This window comes from Fibrobacterota bacterium (assembly GCA_019509785.1).
Classification (GTDB): domain Bacteria; phylum Fibrobacterota; class Fibrobacteria; order UBA11236; family UBA11236; genus Chersky-265.
This window is the reverse complement of the sequence record JAEKLQ010000021.1, coordinates 1-19,295: the sequence shown is the minus strand read 5'-3', so window position 1 is coordinate 19,295 and position 19,295 is coordinate 1. Positions and strand designations below refer to the sequence as shown.

Here is a 19,295-nt window from a genome sequence, read left to right as displayed (position 1 = left end):
GTAAGAGGACAAAATATGAAAAGGGTGCTTTTGATCCTATCCGAGGGCTTCGAGGAAATGGAAGCGGTTACCCCTTTGGACCTGCTCCGCCGGGCCGGGGTGGAAGCGGTGGCCGCCTCCACCGGGCCAGGCCTGGTGGTGGCCGGGGGGCGCGGGATTAAGGTGCAGGCCGATCGCCTATTGGACGATTGCCTTCGGGAAACCTTCGATATGCTCATCCTCCCCGGGGGGCCGGGGGTGGATCGGTTGCGCAAGGATATCCGCGTAACCGAATTGGTGCGTCGCAGCTACGCCGCGGGAGTGCCGATCGCGGCCATTTGCGCGGCTCCGGTGATCCTGGCCGACGCCGGGGTGGCGCAGTCGCATGCCATTACTTCGTTTCCGTCGCGGGAGGCCGAACTGGTCCCCATCGCGAAAGCCTACCTTCGGGATCGGGTGGTGGTGGACGGCAAGGTCATCACCTCCCGCGGCGCGGGCACGGCCGAAGAATTCGCGCTGGCCCTGGTAGCCTACCTGGAAGGCCCGGCCGCGGCCGAAACCGTGCGCGCGCAGATCGTGGCCCGGTAAACGTGTACGCGCCTCCCGCCTGGTTCTATCCCTATCTCGGGGCATTCCTGATCGGTCTTTCCAAGGCCGGCTTCGCCACCGGCTTGGGCATGCTTACCACTCCCTTGCTGGCCACGGCGGTCCCGGCGCGGCAGGCGATCGGCATCATACTTCCGCTGCTTTGCTTTGCGGATCTGTTCACGCTTTCGGCCTTCTGGAAAAAATGGGACTTAAGCCTCATCCGCATGCCCTTCTGGGGCGCTTTGGGCGGCGTCGCCATCGGCATGGCCTTCGTCAGCCATATTTCCGAGCACCTGCTGCGGGTTTCCATCGGGGCCACGGCGCTGGTCCTGACGGCTCTGCTCTTGTTTCGCAATTGGTGGTATCCCGAACGCGCGTGGAAACCCTCCGTGGCCGCGTCCGTATTGGTCGGGGTGGCGGCCGGATTCTCTTCCACTATCGCGCATGGGGCCGGGCCCATCATGGCCATCTATCTTTTGGCCCAGAAGGCGGACAAGACGGTTTTCGTCGCCAGCAACGCCATCTTTTTCACGGCCCTGAATCTCTTTAAGGTGCCGCCCTATCTGTTTTCCGGGTTGATCACGACGGAATCCCTGAAACTGGATTTACGCTATCTGGCATGTATCCCGGTCGGGGTGGCGGTGGGTTGGCTGGCCAACCGGCTTTTACCCCAAAAGGCTTTCGATTGGCTCGTTTACGGCCTTCTGGCCCTGACCGGCGCCCAGCTTCTCTTCCATTAAAACGATTGGCCTGAAACCGTCATTTATAATACAATCCCGCTTGTCCCTCCTCCGGCCCGTACGCGCGCCGCGGGAGGATCGGCACGTGCCCGACGGAAACCGGGAGAAAGGCATTTACCAGATGGATTTCTGGCTCGCCGCCATGGCCGCCAGCTTGGCCGTGAATGGGTTGTTCATCTGGCGAATGCGTACCCGCACCCGCCAGGTTTCGCAGCTCAACCGGGATGCCACCGTGCGCGGGGATCGGCACCGCGCCGATAGCGAGGCCCTGCGGCAAGTGCGGGCGGAACTGGAAGGCCATAAAGTGGAGGCGCAACTCGACCTGCAAAGGAGCGAGATGCGCTACCGCGCCTTAGCCGAGAGCAGCCCGGTGGGCATCTGGCATCTCGACCGGGAAGGGCGGACCATCTACATCAACCCCGTCATGAGCGAGTTCCTGGAGCTGGATTCCCCGGCGGAATTGATCGGATCGGCCCAGCTCTACGAAGAATTCTTCACCCCCGAAAGCGTCCAGATCATAAAGCGGGAACACGCCCGCAGGTGGGTGGGCCAAAGCTCGCATTACGAAGTGGAAGTGATCGGCCGCTACGGACGCCGGACGCGGTTGATCGTTTACGGATCGCCCATCCAGGACGAACAGGGGAACCTCGAAAGCGTCATGGGCACTTTCGTGGACATCACCGAGCGGAAGCGCGAAGAAGAGGCCCTGCGGCGATCCGAAGAGCGAATGCGCGTGGCCGCCGAATGCGGCAACGACCTCATCTACGAATGGGACATGGCTTCGGGGGTGCTGGAATGGTTCGGCCCCATCGACGAGCGCTTGGGCTATAAGCATGGCGAGATCGCGCGCACCTTGGAAGGTTGGGAAGCCTTGCTGCATCCCGAGGACCGGAGTTGCGTGATGTCGGCCATCGAAAAGCACCAGCGCGGGCGCGCGCCTTTCCTGGCGGAATACCGCGTGCGGTGCCGGGACGGGTCCTGGCGCGTATGGCGCGATCAAGGCACGGCCGTCTGGGATGCCAACGGGGTGGCCGTAAAATGGATCGGGGCCGTTTCCGACGTGACCGAGACCCGGCACTCCGAGGAGGCCCTGCGGATCAAGGAAGATCAGTTGCGGCAATCCCAGAAGCTCGAAGCCGTGGGCCGGTTGGCCGGCGGCATCGCCCATGATTTCAACAACCTGTTGGCCGCCATCATGGGCTACTGCGAATTGATGCAGCTGCGCCTGGAACCGGGCCATCCGGTGCGACGGGAAGTGGGGGAGATCCTCAACGGCAGCGAAAGGGCCGCGGGCCTGATCCGCCAATTGCTGGCTTTCAGCCGCCAGGAGATCCCGCAGCCGAAAGTGATCCAACCCAACTACGTGATCGGTTCGATGGAACGGATGCTGCGCCATCTTCTGGAAGAAAACATCGAGCTGAGCCTGAGCCTGGATCCGCGGGCGGGCCAAGTGCGCATGGATCCGGTGCAATTGGAACAAGTGATCATGAACCTGGTGGTCAACGCCCGCGATGCCATGTCCGACGGCGGCACCTTGGCGTTGTCGACTGGCCAGGTGGTTTTGTCGGGGGACATACCCGGGGCTTACGGGCGCGTCCACGCGGGCCCGCATTTACGCATCTCAGTGGCCGACTCCGGAAAAGGGATCGGGACGGACGACTTGCCGCATATCTTCGATCCTTTCTTCACGACCAAGGGGAAAGGCGATGGGCCCAAGGGGCGTTCGGGCTCGGGGCTGGGCCTTTCGACCGTCTACGGCATCATCACCCAGAACAGCGGTTGCGTGCTGGTCGAAACCGAAGTGGACAAGGGAAGCGTGTTCTCGTGCTACCTGCCCATCAGCGAAGAGGAGCCCGAGGAAGAGGCCGAAGTCCAGAAGGCGCTCCGTTCCTCCTCCTTCGTCCCCAAGACCGTCCTCGTGGTCGAGGACGACGACGAGGTGCGCGGCATCGTTCGGGAACTCTTGAGCCGCCAAGGCTTCATGGTGCTGGAAGCCCGCCAAGGCCGCGAGGCGCTGGCCCTCGCCGAGACGTATCCGCAGCCCGTGCATTTGCTGTTGACCGACGTGGTGATGCCCGGGATGGGCGGCAAGGAATTGGCCGACGCGATGGGCAAGATCATGCCCAGCCTGCGCGTGCTATTCATGTCGGGCTATACGCAGGACGTGGTCTTCCGCCAGGAAGTCTCCGAAGGCGGAAGAGCCTTCATCCAGAAGCCCTTCACCTTGTCGGCGCTGGAAGGGAAAATCCGGGAGGCGTTGGTTTAGAGCCCACAAGTTTGGGGCTCTTAAGATCTGCCCCGCCCGGTCCGGCCGGAGCGGCGTTTCTTGGGGGACGCCGCGGTCCTCTTCTTCGTTCCATCCGGCGAAAGCGATGCCGCATGATCTTCCAGCCAACCCGCGATTACCGCGACATCGGCTTTGCCGAGAATCACTTTCTCCAATAGGAATTTCTCGGCGGCCTCTCCGCCCACGTTGATCTCGTAGCCGTTCCAATCCAGGAATATGAACGCGCAGCCCATGGCCATACGTTTGTTGCCGTCGACGAAGCAGTGATTCATAGCCAGGCTTTGCATCAACGCCGCGGCTTGTTCGAACAGGGTCTGGTAATATCCCGATCGCGGCCGGGCCAGGGCGCTTTCCAATAGGCCCGGATCCCGGAGCCCGGCCAATCCTCCGAAGCGCCGGATCTGCTCCTCATGCAAACGCAGGCATTCCTCCAAAGTGAGGAAAACGGACTCCTTCACTTCGCGAGCCGCTGCATGAGATCGGAGTGCTTATCGAGGACCCTATTCATCGATTCCAGGAAGGCAGGACGAAGGCGGGAGCGCTGCAGGTATTCCGCCACGGCTTCATTCACCAGCCAGGAAATACTTTTCCCGCTTTCCTGGGAATATTGCTTCAGCTCGGCAAGGACCGCATCGTCGACCAGGGTGGAGAATTTTTCCTGCTTCATATCCTGAAGATACCTGACGTTTCAGGATAAGTCAAGATTGTTCAGGAAAACCCTGGATTAAAAGGATTTTTCAGATATCCGAAGCGCAAGCCGGCCGCGTGTAATCCACCGGCGCCTTGAGGGTCGGATGATCCCCGCATACCGCGCAATCCGGATCGCGCCCCCCGCGGATTTCGCGGAAGCGCATCGCCAGGGCATCGAAAACCAGCAGGCGGTCGGTGAGCAGATCGCCCTTGCCCAACAGGAACTTGAGGGCTTCGGTGGCCTGCAAGGTCCCCATCACCCCCGCGATGGCGCCCAATACTCCGGCCTCCGCGCAACTGGGTACGGCATCCGCCGGAGGCGGTTCCTTGAACAGGCAGCGGTAGCAGCGGCTTTTGCCCGGCACCACCGTCATGGTCTGCCCTTCGAACCGCAGGATGCCGGCGTGGGAGAAAGCCTTTCCCGCGATCACGCAGGCGTCGTTGATCAGGAACTTGGCGGGGAAATTGTCCGTCCCGTCGATCACGAAATCGTAAGCAGAGATGATTTCAACCGCGTCGGCGGCGGAGAGGTAACCGGGATGTTCCACCACCTTCAGGTCGGGATTGATGCGGACCAGCTTCTCGCGCGCCGAATCGAGCTTGGGCCGGCCCACGTCCTCGGTGAAATGGAGGATCTGCCTTTGCAGGTTGGATTCGTCCACCACGTCGCCTTCGGCGATGCCGAGGGTGCCGACCCCGGCCGCCGCCAGGTAATATAGGGCCGGCGAACCCAGGCCCCCCGCCCCTACGCAAAGGACCTTGGAGGCGGCCAGTTTCATCTGGCCCTTGAAGCCGACTTCCTTCAGGCTCAAGTGGCGCTGATAGCGCCGCATCTGGCTTTCGTTGAAGATGGCCATGTCAGCCCCCGTATAGCATGGTGCTCAGGTAACGTTCGCCGGTATCGCAGGCCAGGGTCAACAGGGTCTTGCCCTTCATCTGCGGGCGCTTGCCTACCTCGATCATGGCCTTCACGTTGGCCCCGGTCGAGATGCCCGCCAGGATGCCCTCTTCGCGGGCCAGGCGGCGGCACATCTCCAGCGCTTCCGCGTCCGTCACCTTCACGACTTCGTCATAGACTTTCGTATTCAACACCTTGGGTATGAAACCCGCCCCGATGCCCTGGATCTCGTGCTTGCCCGGTTTCCCGCCGCTCAGCACGGCGGAAGCGGTTGGTTCCACGGCTACGACTTGGATGGCCGGGTTGCGGATCTTCAGCACTTCGCCTACGCCCGTGATGGTGCCGCCCGTGCCCACTCCGGACACGAATACATCCAGCCTGCCCTCGGTGTCTTTCCAGATTTCCTCGACGGTATGGCGCCGATGCGCGTCCGCGTTGGCGGGATTGTCGAATTGCTGGGGCATGAAGCAATCCTTGCGCGTCCGCAGCATCTCCTTGGCCTTGTCGATGGCCCCGGCCATGCCTAAGTGGGCGGGGGTCAAGATCAATTCGGCGCCATAAGCTTGCAGCAGATTGCGGCGCTCCGCGCTCATCGATTCCGGCATCACCAGGATGGTCTGATAGCCTTTCACCGAGGCGATCCAGGCCAAGGCGATGCCGGTATTGCCGCTGGTCGGCTCCAGGATGGTCATTCCCGCTTTCAGCTTGCCGCTCTTCTCGGCCTCCAGGATCATGTTCAATGCGATGCGGTCCTTGACCGAGCCGCCCGGGTTGCGCTGATCGAGTTTAAGCAAGAACAACGCGTCCTCGCGCGGGATCACCTTGTTGAGGCGGACCAGCGGGGTGCCGCCGATTAGGCTGGTGAGGTCCTGGCAGTATCTCATATCAGGGCTCGTAATCGAGGTGCAGTCCGCATTCCGTCTTCGCGTCCCCGACCCATCGCCCCGAGCGCGGATCGCCCGGGTCGATCGGTTTGCTGGTGCAGGTAATCGGGCTGCAGCCGATGCTGGAATACCCCTGGGCCGCGAGCGGATGCTCGGGCACCTCCCATAGGTGCAGATACATGTCCACTTCCGCGGCCGGCCAATCGGCGAAGGGGCAGATTTTCATCTTCCCCTTTTGCACGTGCACGAAAGGCGTATGCGCCCGCGAATCGCTCTGGTCGCGGCGCAGGCCCGTCAGGAAAGCCTTCACGTCGCTTCGCCCCAGGAAGGCCGCCTGTACGCCGACCTTGTTGATGGCGCAGCATGCGGAGGTATCGGAAATGGAAATCTTCCCGTCCTCGGTTTTGCCGTAACGGCGGTTGTCGGGCTCGAAGGAACGCGATTCGCGCAGATCCAACTTGTAGGCGGAGGTGAGGGTATCGCGATAGGCGAGGGTCTCGGGAAAATGGAAGGAGGTGTCGATGAAGAACACGCGGAGAGGCGTTTGCAGGCGATGCAGGTGGTGCAGGAGCAGGCCCGCATCCCTCCCGAAAGAGGTGGTCGCGATCAACTCCTTGCCGAACAGCGCCCATGCCTTGCGGATGCGCTCGTCGGCGGTCAGGGAGGCGAACTCGCGGTCCAGATCCTGGGCGAAGGCTTGCAAGCTTCCGGGAGCGGCGGGACCGGAGGCGGGCGGGGCGTCCAGGGCGCCGCGAGGAACGGCGGAGCGGGATTCGGGGCGATCGGTATCAGCGGGAGTCATAGGGCCTCATAAGCGATGTTCAGAGGTAGTACATGGGAACGGGTTCGAGTTGTTGCCTGGCCTTCTCGGCCAACTGGGCCAGGGTCACCGAAGCGAGCTTCTTGTCCACCAGTTCCCGGCCATCCTGGATCGCGCGATGCACGAGCCCGGTGATGACTTCGTTTCCCCCTTCGATCTCGGCGCAGGGCAGGATCTCGCCCTCGGTGGCCTTGATGATTCGCGACAGATGGATGTTCTCGGGAAGGTCCGCGAGCTGGTAGCCGCCCAACTTTCCCCTCGACCCCCGCACCAAGCCGACGCTCTTCATGAGGATGGCGATCTGCTCCAGGAACTTGAAGGGGATATTGTATTCCTGGGCGATTTCCCGCAGGTGAATGGGCCGTCCGGGGAAGTCCTTGGACTTTATAGCCAGGGCCGTGAGGAAGTGCAAGGTGTACAGGGTTTTCGATGTCACCTTCATTTTACGGAATATAACATATAAAACTGATAGGAACAATATGGTGAGCCTTCCAGGAGGCGCCGGAGCCTTCCCTTTTGCATCTTTCCATCCGCACTTAGCGATTTCCCATGGGCATCATTAACCTCCTTTCCCCAGAGACCATCCATAAGATCGCGGCCGGCGAGGTTATCGAGCGTCCCGCCAATGCGGTCAAGGAATTGCTCGAGAACGCGTTGGACGCGGGCGCGACCAAGATCACGATCGCATTGGAAGAAGGCGGCCTGGACCTGATCCGGGTGAGCGATAACGGGAAGGGGATGCTGCGGGAAGATGCCCAGCTGGCCTGGTTGCCGCATACCACCAGCAAGATCCGCGCGGCCGACGATTTGCAATACGTGGCCACCTACGGTTTCCGCGGGGAGGCCCTCTGCAGCATGGCGGCGGTGGCCGAGCTGACCCTGGAGACGCGCCATGCCGCCGAGCCCACCGGCATCGCCATCACCGTGTCGGACTCGCGGGAGACGGGAAGCCGCGAGGTACCGCGCAACCCGGGCACCACCGTATCCGTCCGCAACCTGTTCCTGCATAATCCGGCGAGGCGGAAATTCATGGGCTCCGCGAAGAACGAGACCGCGCGCATCCTGAGCGTGGTGAGCCGCGCGTCCTTGGCCCATCCGGCCGTGGCTTTCAAGATCCTGGACAAGGGCCGCGAGATCCTGGCTTATACCGAAGGTTCGCTCAAGCACCGCGTGGGCGAAGTGCTGGGCTTCAACATCGCGGCGGAGCTCGTGCCCGTGGAATGGTCCGACGGGATGCAGGGCGGCCGCGGGGCCATCCACGTGGAAGGCTACGTGTGCGCGCCGCAGCAAGCGCGCCTGCGCTCGACCCATCAGTTCTTCTTCATCAACCGGCGCCCCATCACGAGCGGTTTGGCGTCCCGCGCCCTGGCCGAAGCCTACGATGTGCTGCCGCCCGGGCGTTTCCCCTTGGCCGTGCTCTTCCTGACCATGACCCCGGAGGAAGTGGACGTCAACGTGCATCCCACCAAGAAGGAAGTGCGCTTCCTCAACGAAGGCCGCATTTACTGGGCGATTTCACAGGCGGTGAAAGTCGCGCTCCGCAAGATCGCGGGGATCCCGATGCTGGATCTCGGGGATCCGATGGCCGCTCCGGCGGGGTCGGATACGGAGATCACGTCGACGGAAGCTTCGGCCGCCCCCCTGGAGTTGGCTCCGGAGTTCGGTACCGGCCGGGGTCCCGGCCTCGCTCCGCCTTTCGCTTTCGCTTCCCGTCCGCCCGCTCGCGGAGAAGGCGAGGATGGCGGCGTTCCCGGCCCGGCTTCAGGGTCCGCCGGTTCCGCCGGATCCTCTGACGCCGCATCCGCCGGCAAGGTAACCGACACGTTACTAGGCCGCGGCACGGCTCCGGATGCCCGGAACCAGATCCGGCTGTTCCCGAACGCGCCGGAGGCCCCGGCCGGTCCCGTCTCGCGCTTTTTCCCGGGCGATGAAAGCGTTCCGGCGGCCCGTTCGCGCCCATCCGAGATCCCGTTCCTGCAATTGCATAACGGCTTCATCCTGTTCGGGGTGGAAAGCGGCCTGATGATCGTGAACCAGCAGGCCGCCCATGAGCGGGTGCTCTACGAAAAAGCCCTGGAAGAGATGCGGCAGACCGGGCGCTTTTCATCCCAGCAATTGCTCTTCCCGGAAGTGTTGGAACTCCCTTCCCCGGACAGCGCCTTTCTCGAAGGCCATCTCGATCGCTTACAAGCCCTGGGGTTCGACCTGGAGTCCTTCGGCGGCAATGCCTTCCAATTGCGGGGGCTTCCCATGGAGGTGAAGCCGGACCAGGGCCGTCGCGTGATCCACGAGTTGCTTGACGGCCTGTTGCGGCCGGAGCGGGGGGCATCGGCTCCCAAGGGCGAAGAGTTCCAACAGCGGCTGGCGCGCGTTTACGCGCGCGTGGCTTCCGTGAAACTGGGGGACCCGCTCGAATATCCCCAAGTGGCGGCTTTGATCGACAGCCTGTTCGCGACCCAGAATCCTTACGTATCCCCCTCGGGGGCCCCGGTCGTGGTCCGCTTTTCCCTCGATGAGATCCAACGGAAATTCGGGCTGAAGACGTAATCGGCCCGACTGAAGTCGTAATCGGCCCTTCACTTCCCCTTCCGCCTATCCGATAATCCAGGCATGGCTTCCCTCCTCAAATCCATGCTCGCCATCCTGCTGGGATTGGGATTCCTGGTCCTCCAGGCCCGCGCCCAGGCCCCTGCGGGGACGAGGAAAGCCGCGGTGGCTTTCCTCGGCCTAACCGACGCGTCCGATCCGCAAATCAGCGAGGCCATCGCCAAGCGCATTCGCGCCGAACTAGGCGCCGATCCGACCGTGAATTCGATCCCGGGCGAAGAGATCGATAAGCTTTTCTCCCAAGGTATCCTGCGCGGCCCGGACCTGCGGCCCGTCGATCCCCAGGCTCTCCGCCGCGAAGTGGGAGATGCCTATCTCGCCTACGGGAGCCTGGAACGCATCGCGGTGGACTCGAAGCGGACCTGGTGGAAGCCGTGGTCCGTGAAGAACACTTGGACGCAGGGAATGCGCCTGCGCGTTGTGGACGGGGTCAAGGGAAGCGTCGTCTTCGATAGCCTGGTGGCCGCCGCGGTTCACGAACCCGGCTTCCTGTTCACCCCCGAAGAGGATTGGGGCAAGGTTCCTCCACTTGAACGCGAAAAGCGGATGCGCATCATGGCCGAGGCGGTTTCAGTCGTGGCAGCCAAGGCCTTGGCCAAGGCTGTGAAGAGCCGCCCTGTCGCCGCCTCCGCTCCCGGCAGCGTTCCTGCTACTCCGGGATAAAAACCGAAGCAAAGAAAAACCCGGGCCGTAGGACCCGGGTTGCTTGCCGGCTGGGGGAGCCGGGGATGCCAGGCTTCGGAAGGGCTCTTAGTCTTCCTTCCAAACCAGGATGCTGCCGCAGCTTTCGCAGGTGAGCAGCGCGTTCCGCTTGCTTATTTCGATAACCCGCTGAGGCGTCTGGGTGCGATTGCATACCAGGCAGGCCTTCTGGGTACGGTTGATGGCCGCGATGACGTTGGGATTGCCGCGGCGCTTCACCACCCGATCGTATACCGCCAGGACCTTCTTGTTGATCTTGTTGCGGGGCGCGTCGGACTTGGCCAATTCGGTAGCCATGCGATCCTCGATGCCGTTCAGTTCCTCGGTGAGCTTGGACAACTCGGGGCCGTTCTTGTCCAGCACGGTCTTATAGGCCGTATCCGCGGTCTCCTTTTCCTTGAGCAGGTTCTCGAGTATCTGCTGGAAATGGATGACGTTGGCCTGGGAGTTGTCGATGTTGCGCTTGTGGGTGGCGATTTCCAGGTGCACCGCATCGTATTCGCGATTGGTGCTGATGGCCTCCAGGCGCTTATTGCTTTCGGTGAGATTGGCCTGCTCCTGGACCGACATCTCCTGGTTTTCTTTGATCTTCCCCTGGGTCTCGGAGATGGATTGATCGAGCTTTTCGGCGTTCGCCTTCTCCCGCTCGATTTCTTCCTTCAAGGTCTGGATCCGAACAGGAAGATCCTTCTTCGTGAGCTTGAGTTCGTAGACCTTTTTGTCCACCGCCGAGAGCTCTAAAAGGTACTGTAAATCCTCTTGCATCCTGATCACCCGACTTTAATTAAAGGTAGTGAGGCTCTCTGCGCGGTGATCCGCGATACGGATCCCGCGCAGGTCGCGCTTTGAACTTATTAGCAAACTAGTAAAAAACCCGCATGCGCGCTCCTTGCGGGTCCTTTGCCGAAGCGGAACGCGTGGCCTAGTCCATGAGAAGAAAACCACGCATGCCGATGTGGCGAAAAAGATAAAATAAGCAGCAAAACACGACTAGGCCGCATCTTCCGATGCGTCTCGTATTCCTATCGGCCCGACACCGCGAAGCTACCCTGCCGAGCGCCGATTGAAGTCCGAACCGGCGCGCTCCCATCCGAGCGTGAGTCCGGTTTCGATAATGCTTTTCGAATTGGCGAGAACGGATTCCAGGATCTTCGCCTCATCCTGGCCGTATTTCCGGAGCACGAAATCGGCCCTATCGTGTCCAGTTGGGACCGGGCCGACTCCGATGCGGATGCGCGTGAATTCGTCGCCGCAATGTTGGATGAGATCGCGCAGCCCGTTATGCCCGCCCGCGCTCCCTTGGGTGCGAATGCGGACCGCGCCTAGATCGAGATAGATCTCGTCCACGACGACGATGAGATTGCGGGGGGAGACCTTGTAGAAGGCCAGCAAGGCCTGGGCGGCCTCGCCGGACAGATTCATGAAGGTTTGGGGCTTGGCGATGAGCAGGGGCTTGCCGGCCAAGGTGGTCCGGCATGCGAGGCTCTTGGATTCCATCTTCCAAGAGGCTTGCCCCAAGTCCTGCGCCAGGCGATCGGCGAAATCGAAGCCGACGTTGTGGCGGGTGCGATCGTACTTGGGGCCCGGGTTCCCGAGCCCCAGCAAGATATGCACGGCTTACTTCTTGTCCTTCTTCTCGTCCTTCTTGTCGCCGGCGGCGGGCTTGGCGCCTGCCTTGGCATCCGCGGCGGGGGCTGCGGCCGCGGCGGCGGGGGCTGCGGCCGGGGTTTCCTCGACCTCGGCCTTACCGGTGGTAACGCCGAAGAGCGCGGTCTTACCCGGAGTCACGAAGGTCCCCTTATCGAACTTCAAGTCCTTGACGTAGAAGATGGTGCCCGAGTGAAGATCCGATACGTCGAGATCGAACTTGTCCGGGATGTCCTGGACCTTGGCGCGTAGCTTCACGAATTTCTTCATCACGGAGAACACGCCGCCTTCGGTCTTGACGCCGAACGGCATGCCGAAGGTGGTCACCGGCACGTTCACGATCACCGGATGCTCGTTGTCCACGCGCAGGAAGTCGATGTGCACGAGATCCTTGCGGATGGGGTCGCGCTCGACGACCTTCAGCATCACCTTCTGGGAACCGGCGCCGGCGACGCTCAGTTCGATCACGTGATTGCGCTGGGTAAGATGCGACCGCATGTCGACGGCGGTAACTTCGACAAGTTCGGGCTCTTTATCGAGGCCGTATACGATGGCGGGAACGCGGCCGTCCTTGCGCATCTGGTTCAGAAATGATTTGGTGGACTTGGGCCGCTTCTTGGCGGCGAGGGACAACAGGGCGGTCGACATGGCGGAATCCTTTTCGTACCGGTATTCATGCGAGGCCGCGCATGCCTTCCCGGCGTATTGATGACGTTAACGGACGGGCGGGATGCCCGGTCCACGGCCTTTACGGGCGTTATGCGTAACGCCCGATAGCCCCCGGTGGTTGGGGCGGCAGGATTCGAACCTGCGAATAACGGTTCCAAAGACCGTTGTCTTACCACTTGACGACGCCCCACCGGAAGCGGCGCGGAAAGGTAGGAAGAAATGCTGGAGGAAGCAAAGCAAAACCCCCAATTACGGGGAATTAGAGGGTTTATTAGCTGGCGAAGCCAGCCACGCAGGAAAAACGGCACTCCGGCTGGATGGCCTTCAGGCACTCATCCGCCTTGCCCTTTTCCCGGAACAGGCTGAAGACGCTGGCGCCGCTCCCGCTGAGCAAGGTTTTCACGGGCCCGAATTCCGCCATGTTCCCGGCCAGGGAATCGATCTCGGGGAAGTGCCGGCGCATGGGTCCGTCGAAGTCGTTCCGCAGCACCTGGTAGAATTCCCAGTCCTCGCAATAGGTAAGGTAGAGGGCCTTGAAGCGGGCCCATTCCTGCCTGCGTTCCGGATCGAGATTCCGATAGGCCCAGGCGGTTTCCACCCGACAGTTAGGCGTGCCGATGACTACGTGAAAGGGGTACGGATCGGGTGCGGGGGTCAGGAGTTCACCGATGCCCTCGCCGAAGCAGGTCCCGCCGAACAGGAAGAACGGAACGTCGGCGCCCAGTTTGGCCGCGACGGGAAGCAAGTCCTGATCGGAGAGACCCATCTTCCAGATGCGATTGCACAGGCCCAAAGCCGCGGCCGCGTTGGAGCTGCCGCCCCCGAGCCCCGCACCGGTCGGCAGGATTTTGGCCAGGGAAAACCGCATTCCGGCATCCGGCCGGACGCGCTCCGGGAAGCTCTCGCGGAGCAAGCGCGCCGCTTTCAATACCAAGTTATCTTCAGGCTGCGCGGTGATGCCTTCGGCGCCCGCCAGGGAAAGCTCCCCGGCCGAATCGGCGCTGAGCCTATCCCCGCAGTCCACCGTTTGGAACAGGGTTCCCAGGTTGTGGTAACCGTCCGGGCGTTTCGCGCCGATCTCCAGAAACAAATTTATTTTCCCGAAGCAAGGGACGGTCTCGGCCGAGGCGCTCATGGCGGGGTTAAATTAGCTTTTAATATTTATAACGTTAGCCGGCGGGGAACTCTGGAAACCGGTTGTTCCCGACCCCGCGGATAACCTATAATCGACGGATTCGATCCCGGGGCGACATGAGTCTTTCGCAACCACAGCATCTCACTACCTTGTTGGACTGGGACCGGGCCCGGCTGGAAGCCGTCCTCTCCTTGGCCGCATCCATCAAAACCGAGTACAAGGCCAGCGGTTCGAACGAAGCCCTAAAGGGCCGCACCCTGGCCATGATCTTCGAAAAGCCCTCGCTACGAACGCGGGTCACTTTCGAGGCCGGCATGATCCAATTGGGCGGCGCCGCCATCAATCTCGACCCCGGGCAGATTTCCCTCGGCAACCGCGAGTCCGTGAAGGACGCGGCCCTCTGCCTCTCGCGCTGGATCGACGCCATCGTCGCGCGCACCTTCAGCCATAAGCTGGTGGATGACCTGGCCAAGTACGCCACCGTGCCTGTCATCAACGCCTTGACCGATCTGCATCATCCCTGCCAGGCCCTGGCCTTGGGGCAAACCCTGGCGGAAAAGCGCGGGAAGCTGGCCGGCTTGCGGCTCGCCTTCGTGGGCGACGGCAACAACGTGGCCAATTCCCTGGCCGAGTTGGCGGCCCATCTCGGCATGCATTTCATCCTGGCCTGCCCGGTCGGCTTCGAGCAGAACCCGGATGTCCTGAAGAGCCTCGAGCCCCTGTTCAAGCGGAACGGCGGCAGCTACTCCATGACCCATGACGCGGCGGCCGCGGTGGCCAAGGCCGATTGCATCTACACCGACGTGTGGGTGAGCATGGGCGAAGAGGCCCAGGCGGAAACCAAGAAAAAGCAATTCGCGGGCTTCCAGGTGAACGCGCAACTTTTGGCCAAGGCGCCGTCGGAATGCATCGTCACCCATTGCCTGCCCGCCCACGTGGGCGAAGAAATCAGCCAGGACGTGATGGATTCCCCCCGTTGCGTCTGTTTCGATGAAGCCGAGAACCGTCTGCATGCGCAGAAGGCCGTGCTGCTGACCTTGATCGGGAAACGCTAGAACCTTGTAGGAGACTCATGCTGGAAAGAGCGCCATTCGGGATCGAGGCTTTGGACAGGATGATCGGCGGGGGAGTGGTGCGCGGAAGCGCCACCGTGGTGGAAGGCGCGCCCGGCACCGGCAAAACCACCCTCGGCATGCAGTTCATCATCAACGGCATCGAAAAGTTCCAGGAACCCGGCCTCATCCTCACCTTCGAAGAGTTCCCGAGCCAGTACTATCATGACGCCCTCAACTTCGGCTGGGATCTGAAGAAGTACGAGGATCAGGGCTTGCTGAAGATCATCTTTTCCGATCCCTCCACGGTGGCCAGCGAGGTCGAAGAGCTGGGCGGTGGCCTGGAGACCCTCATCGATGAACTGGGCATCAAGCGTTGCCTGGTGGATTCGCTCACCCATTTCGAATACGCGGCGGAAGAATCGGAATCCCTCCGGGAGATGGAATACGACTTCATCACCAGCCTCAAGCGCGAAGGCATCACCTCGCTCTTGCTGCGTGAGAACAGCAATCTGCTGGGCGATACCAACAGTTTGTCCCAGGCGCCCTTCATCGCGGATAACTATTTCATCCTGCGTTACGTCGAGATAGACAGCGCCATATCCAAGGCCATCCTGGTTCTGAAGATGCGCGGCAGCCAGCATGCCAAGGACATCCGGCAATTCCATATCGGCCCCAGCGGCATCGAAATCATGGAGAAGTTCGTCGGCCGCCAAGGCGTGATGAGCGGATCGCCGGTCAAGACCGACGCAGACACCTTCGTGGAAGCCTTCTCCGCGTTCGCGAAGAAGAAAGGCAAGTAGGCTTGGCAACCTTCCAGGCGGCGGGCATGGCCCTCACTTCCCTCCTGTTCGGAGTGGTGGGATGGTATCTCACCCTGATCGCCAAATTCTACCGCCAGAAATTCTCCAAGGGCCCGCCCCACCGTTACCTTCAGATCGCCTTGGTCGTGCTCGTAGCCGGGCTTCTGCTTAAAACCGTCCTGGCCTTCCAGGCGCATCCGGTCCATGCCGCCGCCTACATGGGCACCGCCCTGGTCTGCGGTGGCGGCCTCGCCTTCTCCGGACTGGGCTATGCGTTGTACCGGACCATGATGAGCGTGGATTGATATGGTTTCCACCACCGCCCTCACCAGCGTAATCCTGCATTTGACCTTCATCGTCACCTTCTTGGTGGTCGCGTCCTTGAGCCGCATTTTCGGGGCCGCCAAGAAGAAGCGGCCCCTGTATAATCTGTATTATGTCGCCAGCTTCCTGATGATGTTATCCATGGTGCTGAGCATGGTGGAACTGGATTTGCCTTATATGGCGGCGGCGGCGACCGCATTGGACGTGATCGGCCTGCTGATCGGCTGCACGGTAACTTACTTTTACTGGGATTGGCTGCCGCGCGAGTTGGCGAAAGGCTGAACCCAGCCCACGGAACGGAGGACGCATGGCGAAGATACTCTGCGTGGACGATGAACGGGATATCGCGGATTTGGTCAAACTCGTCCTGGAGTTGGGCCAGCATCAAGTCACCGTAGTCACCGAACCCGAAGCGGCCGTCCAGACCGCCCTGGACGTGAATCCCGATTTGATCTTGCTCGACGTGGTCATGCCGCACGTGGACGGTTTCGATATCTTCCGCGAGCTACGCGAGCAGGCCCCTTTGGCGAAGGTGCCCATCGCCTTCCTGACCAGCAACAACAAGTCGGTGGATCTGATGGTGGGCCTGCACGTGATGAAGGCGGAGGACTACATCACCAAGCCTTTTGGGAAGCAAGAGTTGCTGGACCGGGTGAATGCGTTGTTGAAGAAGCACGCCAAGAGTCCATAGCTCGGATCCTTTCAAATTTCGAACTAGTCCGCCTTTTAAACTAACCCTTCGCTCCAAACGCTCATTTCGCCAGATGATTTTGGCGTACTACAGTACGCTGAACTGATGGCCCGTTGCCCGTAAGTCCTTTCCAATCTTGTACTAAGGATGGCTTCTCGGGGCGCGGGGCAAACTGCTCCCCAATAGTAACTTTGAGAAAGGGTATTAATTCCGTAGGCACCATTTTGTTTGGTGACAATATTTTTGAGCTCCGCCCTTACAAAAATGCAACAAAAATAGTTGTGAAATCATCTAACGATAATTCCCCTTTGTGATTACTTTACTTTCCATCAGGATACCTCCCGCTTTTCATCCCTTCGCTCCGGCCTAAGCTGAAACGCTTGCTCCGCGGCTCCTCGCAAGAGACGGATTGATCGCAGGTAAATGTGTCCCGGTTCGGCCCCGGAATGGGCCGAGTGCGCGTGTGCCGTTCAAACATGACCTTCAGGGTTCCAATGGGAGCCCTTGCGTTGCATCCCCTATGTGGGAAGGAGTTTTCCTATGCGCCTTGGTTCCCTTTTTGTCCTCTCCCCAAAGGCCACCCTAGCAGCTCTGCTTCTAGGCCTTCCCGTCCTCCTCTTCGCCAAGCCCACGCCCATCGTGGAGCTCCTCATGACAGAGGGAACCGGCAATACCCTAGCTAACACCGGCGCCGCTGGCGGCAGCGCGAGCCGGCCCTCCACTTATCCTTCCTGGTCCACCAGTGCACCCGTCAATGGGGGTACCTTCAGTCTGGATTACGGCACCACAGTCAATTCCACCTATTACGTGGAGATGGGAACGCCGGCGACTCTTAAGAACCTGAAATCCTTTACCATTTCCGGATGGATTAACAGCAAAAACCTCACCGTGGGTGCGGGCGGAAATCGCATCCTCACCTTTTTGGCGCCTGCCGGCGGGCAGGGGATCGACCTGGCGCTCCAGGCGGATGGATCGCTGGGGCTCGGCATCAATCAGTGGAACGACCAAGGCGGCGTGCGCAGCAATGGCGGAAAAATCACCGCTGATGCGAGCGCCTCCTACAATAACTGGCGCTTTTTTGCGGTTACGTACAATTCGCTCCTAAGCTCCAATCAGGTCAGCTTCTACTTCGGCTCGAACGGCACGGTGGCCGATTGGGATTGTCTGCGCACTTACGCCCGCGGCAACGTCGGCTCCTCTCCCGGTAATACTCTAGCCCTCGGTAATATAAACAGCGACAACCGCTATAGCGGCTCCGACCAGATGGTCAGGGGGCTCTTGGACCAAATCCGCGTCTTCGGCAGCGCCACCGATGGCAGCGCCGCCTTGACCGCCGCCGATATCGCCACCATCCAGAGCGCCTCCCCGATTACCGGCCAAGGGGTCCTTTACGAGGAGTGGACCGGGGTTACGGGTACCTCCATCGAAGACCTGGTCACCGGCCCCGCCTATCCCAGCAACCCTTCCGCCACCTTGGTCCGGCCCTCCTTCGATGGGTTCCAGAACCGCGCGGATAATTTCGGCGTGCGGATGAGCGGATGGATAAAAGCGCCCGAGTCGGGGAACTATACCTTCTGGATCAGCGCCGACTACAATGCCGAATTGCGCGTATCCTCGGATGCGAACCCGGTTAACAAAACCCTGATCGCTTCGTTGGGGGCGTATTCCAATTACCTGGAATGGGAGCGGTACCCGTCGCAGAAGAGCGCCGCGGTGAGCCTGACTGCCGGAAAGTTCTATTACATCGAGGCCCTGATGAAGGAGGGTACCGGTAACGACCACGTCGAGGTGGGGTGGAAGCTGCCTTCGGGCCCTTTGGAGCAGCCCATTCCCGCGGGACGGATGTATCTACGGCCATCGGATGGGGATGAATTGTTCCCCTCCACCTTGGACCTCTATGACCCGGGTACGTCCAATTCGAAGATCACCTTGGGATGGCATAAGGAGACCGGAAACAACTACTCCTTCCTGACCACCGAGGGTTCTTCCAAGTTGAAGGTGTTCAACGATATCCTGAACCTGCCTTCCAAGAAGATGTACTTCGGGGACAACAACGAGGCCAATGCCTGGGGCTTTCGGTCGGCCACCACGGCCGGCGTGCCCACCTTGTACGTGGAGCAGAGCCCGGGGACCACTTGGGCGATGCGTTTCGATGGCGCCACCCAAACGGCCTCCGCGAAGGCGGAGTTCAACAATGGCTTCCTAGTGAACGGGCCGCAAGCCTTGGGCGATACGGGCTTTGCCAGCATGGACTATCGCGGCGGGACCAACTATGCGCGCACTGTGGGTACCGACCCCTTGACCGCCACGCATTGGAATGCATCTGTAAGCGCGCAGGCTATGAACATGAGCGAGACGGTGCCGGGGGAAACCAATGTGACCACGATGTATGCGGGATCGGCCTATTTCTCGAGCACGACTCCCAATACCATACCGAGCGTGACTTCCATCGAGGGCGGAATCATAACCGCCCAGGAAGTCCGGACGAATACATGGCGCATTCCTCCCGACTACGTATTCGAAAAGGGGTATTCCATGAAAAGCCTGGAAGAAGTGGAGCGCTACGTGCAGAAGAACAAGCACTTGCCCGAAATCCCTAGCGCCCAGGAATTGAAAAGGGATGGGTTAGCGGTTGGGGATATGCATATGCGTCTTCTCAAGTCGATGGAGGAAATGACACTTCGCATGATCGAATTGAATAAAGAAGTGAAATCGCAGAAGGCAATGAATGCGGTCCTGGAGCATAAGATCGAAGCGCTGGAGAAGGCGCGGGAAGGAG

General features: G+C 60.9%; 21 protein-coding genes and 1 tRNA gene. 11 read left to right on the top strand and 11 right to left on the bottom strand.

Annotation, left to right across the window (positions count from 1 at the left end; translation table 11 throughout):
• Nucleotides 1–15: 15 nt before the first annotated feature.
• The 3 genes from JF616_00795 to JF616_00785 all read left to right on the top strand — a co-directional run bounded on the left by JF616_00795 (nt 16) and on the right by JF616_00785 (nt 3,573).
• Entirely contained in the window at nt 16–567 is a 552-nt protein-coding gene (locus JF616_00795) for a DJ-1/PfpI family protein (protein MBW8886264.1), read from the top strand.
• Between the two features lie 2 nt (nt 568–569).
• Nucleotides 570–1,307 (top strand): sulfite exporter TauE/SafE family protein, encoded by a 738-nt coding sequence (locus JF616_00790; GenBank protein MBW8886263.1) that lies wholly within the window; start codon nt 570–572, stop codon nt 1,305–1,307.
• Nucleotides 1,308–1,392: 85 nt separating this feature from the next.
• On the top strand, nt 1,393–3,573 hold the full coding sequence (locus JF616_00785) for a PAS domain S-box protein (GenBank protein MBW8886262.1): 2,181 nt from the start codon (nt 1,393–1,395) through the stop codon (nt 3,571–3,573).
• A 20-nt stretch (nt 3,574–3,593) separates the two neighbouring features.
• Here JF616_00785 and JF616_00780 read toward each other — a convergent pair whose 3' ends face one another.
• From JF616_00780 to JF616_00755, 6 genes are all read right to left on the bottom strand, one after another.
• Nucleotides 3,594–4,052 carry a type II toxin-antitoxin system death-on-curing family toxin gene (locus JF616_00780; GenBank protein ID MBW8886261.1) on the bottom strand — a complete coding sequence of 153 codons (459 nt, stop codon included), beginning with the start codon at nt 4,050–4,052 and terminating at the stop codon, nt 3,594–3,596.
• Nucleotides 4,049–4,261, bottom strand: coding sequence for a ribbon-helix-helix protein, CopG family (locus JF616_00775; protein ID MBW8886260.1), 213 nt, complete (start codon nt 4,259–4,261; stop codon nt 4,049–4,051). Before JF616_00775 ends, JF616_00780 begins: the two co-directional genes overlap by 4 nt.
• A gap of 70 nt (nt 4,262–4,331) precedes the next feature.
• Nucleotides 4,332–5,141: a ThiF family adenylyltransferase gene (locus JF616_00770; protein MBW8886259.1), complete on the bottom strand. Its 810-nt coding sequence runs from the start codon at nt 5,139–5,141 to the stop codon at nt 4,332–4,334.
• 1 nt (nt 5,142) lies between these two features.
• Nucleotides 5,143–6,066, bottom strand: a complete 924-nt coding sequence (gene cysK, locus JF616_00765; protein ID MBW8886258.1) for a cysteine synthase A — start codon at nt 6,064–6,066, stop codon at nt 5,143–5,145.
• 1 nt (nt 6,067) lies between these two features.
• A complete protein-coding gene (locus tag JF616_00760) occupies nt 6,068–6,868 on the bottom strand; it encodes a phosphoadenylyl-sulfate reductase (GenBank protein ID MBW8886257.1) in 801 nt (266 codons plus the stop codon).
• Between the two features lie 19 nt (nt 6,869–6,887).
• Entirely contained in the window at nt 6,888–7,322 is a 435-nt protein-coding gene (locus JF616_00755) for an Rrf2 family transcriptional regulator (GenBank protein MBW8886256.1), read from the bottom strand.
• Nucleotides 7,323–7,435: 113 nt separating this feature from the next.
• Here JF616_00755 and mutL point away from each other — a divergent pair, with 113 nt between their 5' ends.
• Both mutL and JF616_00745 read left to right on the top strand, forming a co-directional pair.
• Nucleotides 7,436–9,433, top strand: coding sequence for a DNA mismatch repair endonuclease MutL (gene mutL / locus JF616_00750; protein MBW8886255.1), 1,998 nt, complete (start codon nt 7,436–7,438; stop codon nt 9,431–9,433).
• A 63-nt stretch (nt 9,434–9,496) separates the two neighbouring features.
• Entirely contained in the window at nt 9,497–10,156 is a 660-nt protein-coding gene (locus JF616_00745) for a hypothetical protein (protein MBW8886254.1), read from the top strand.
• Nucleotides 10,157–10,243: 87 nt separating this feature from the next.
• On the opposite strand, the gene JF616_00740 is transcribed toward JF616_00745, so the two are convergent.
• The 5 genes from JF616_00740 to ispE form a co-directional block, all read right to left on the bottom strand.
• Complete coding sequence (locus tag JF616_00740; GenBank protein ID MBW8886253.1) at nt 10,244–10,960, bottom strand: hypothetical protein; 717 nt, start codon at nt 10,958–10,960, stop codon at nt 10,244–10,246.
• A gap of 279 nt (nt 10,961–11,239) precedes the next feature.
• The gene (locus JF616_00735) at nt 11,240–11,809 is read right to left on the bottom strand and encodes an aminoacyl-tRNA hydrolase (protein ID MBW8886252.1); all 570 of its coding nucleotides are present in this window, start codon (nt 11,807–11,809) and stop codon (nt 11,240–11,242) included.
• A gap of 3 nt (nt 11,810–11,812) precedes the next feature.
• Nucleotides 11,813–12,490: a 50S ribosomal protein L25 gene (locus tag JF616_00730; protein ID MBW8886251.1), complete on the bottom strand. Its 678-nt coding sequence runs from the start codon at nt 12,488–12,490 to the stop codon at nt 11,813–11,815.
• Between the two features lie 136 nt (nt 12,491–12,626).
• Nucleotides 12,627–12,701: transfer RNA gene (locus tag JF616_00725), tRNA-Gln, on the bottom strand.
• An 81-nt stretch (nt 12,702–12,782) separates the two neighbouring features.
• Nucleotides 12,783–13,601, bottom strand: coding sequence for a 4-(cytidine 5'-diphospho)-2-C-methyl-D-erythritol kinase (gene ispE, locus JF616_00720; protein MBW8886250.1), 819 nt, complete (start codon nt 13,599–13,601; stop codon nt 12,783–12,785).
• Between the two features lie 161 nt (nt 13,602–13,762).
• Here ispE and argF point away from each other — a divergent pair, with 161 nt between their 5' ends.
• The 6 genes from argF to JF616_00690 all read left to right on the top strand — a co-directional run.
• Entirely contained in the window at nt 13,763–14,701 is a 939-nt protein-coding gene (argF, locus tag JF616_00715; protein ID MBW8886249.1) for an ornithine carbamoyltransferase, read from the top strand.
• Between the two features lie 17 nt (nt 14,702–14,718).
• Nucleotides 14,719–15,501, top strand: coding sequence for an ATPase (locus tag JF616_00710; protein ID MBW8886248.1), 783 nt, complete (start codon nt 14,719–14,721; stop codon nt 15,499–15,501).
• Nucleotides 15,502–15,503: 2 nt separating this feature from the next.
• Nucleotides 15,504–15,806 (top strand): hypothetical protein, encoded by a 303-nt coding sequence (locus tag JF616_00705; protein MBW8886247.1) that lies wholly within the window; start codon nt 15,504–15,506, stop codon nt 15,804–15,806.
• 1 nt (nt 15,807) lies between these two features.
• Nucleotides 15,808–16,107 (top strand): hypothetical protein, encoded by a 300-nt coding sequence (locus JF616_00700; protein MBW8886246.1) that lies wholly within the window; start codon nt 15,808–15,810, stop codon nt 16,105–16,107.
• 25 nt (nt 16,108–16,132) lie between these two features.
• Nucleotides 16,133–16,516: a response regulator gene (locus JF616_00695; protein MBW8886245.1), complete on the top strand. Its 384-nt coding sequence runs from the start codon at nt 16,133–16,135 to the stop codon at nt 16,514–16,516.
• Between the two features lie 540 nt (nt 16,517–17,056).
• On the top strand, nt 17,057–19,295 hold a 2,239-nt coding region (locus tag JF616_00690), incomplete at its 3' end, for a hypothetical protein (GenBank protein ID MBW8886244.1).